This window comes from Bradyrhizobium sp. Crot121, from assembly GCF_059512385.1.
On sequence record NZ_JCAMOR010000482.1, the window covers coordinates 1 to 366 of the forward strand.

Consider the following 366-nt stretch of genomic DNA (forward strand, 5'->3'; position numbering starts at 1 on the left):
GTCAAAGACCGAAAGGAAAAGTTTCCGGACTGCCGCCAGCAGTTTGCTGCCGGTAGAGCGGCGTCAACGCATGGGTTTCGTCGAACCACAGGAAAGCGTCATATTGCTGGGGCAGGGAGGTCAGCATGTAATGGCTCAGGCGTTCGGTTTCCGGTCTGTAGATGACACCGATGAAACGTTGAAGCCGTTGATCGACGAGCCCGGCATGGAGATCCTGATTGCGGTCGAAATCGAGGAGAAACCGTTCCTTTCCGGCTTGATGACACAGATGCTCGTAACTTTCCGCAAGTGCCGGATTGATCCTCTTCTCCTCGGCCTGCCCGTCCCATTCGCTCGCCGCCAGAACCTCGCCTGAATGCGTGCCGC

1 protein-coding gene is annotated in these 366 nt (G+C 57.1%); it reads right to left on the reverse strand.

The annotated features are described in order from the left end of the window. Nucleotide 1 precedes the first annotated feature (1 nt). Nucleotides 2-366: erythromycin esterase family protein (locus AC5ZGW_RS47580; RefSeq protein WP_496114331.1), on the reverse strand; the 365-nt coding region annotated here is incomplete at its 5' end.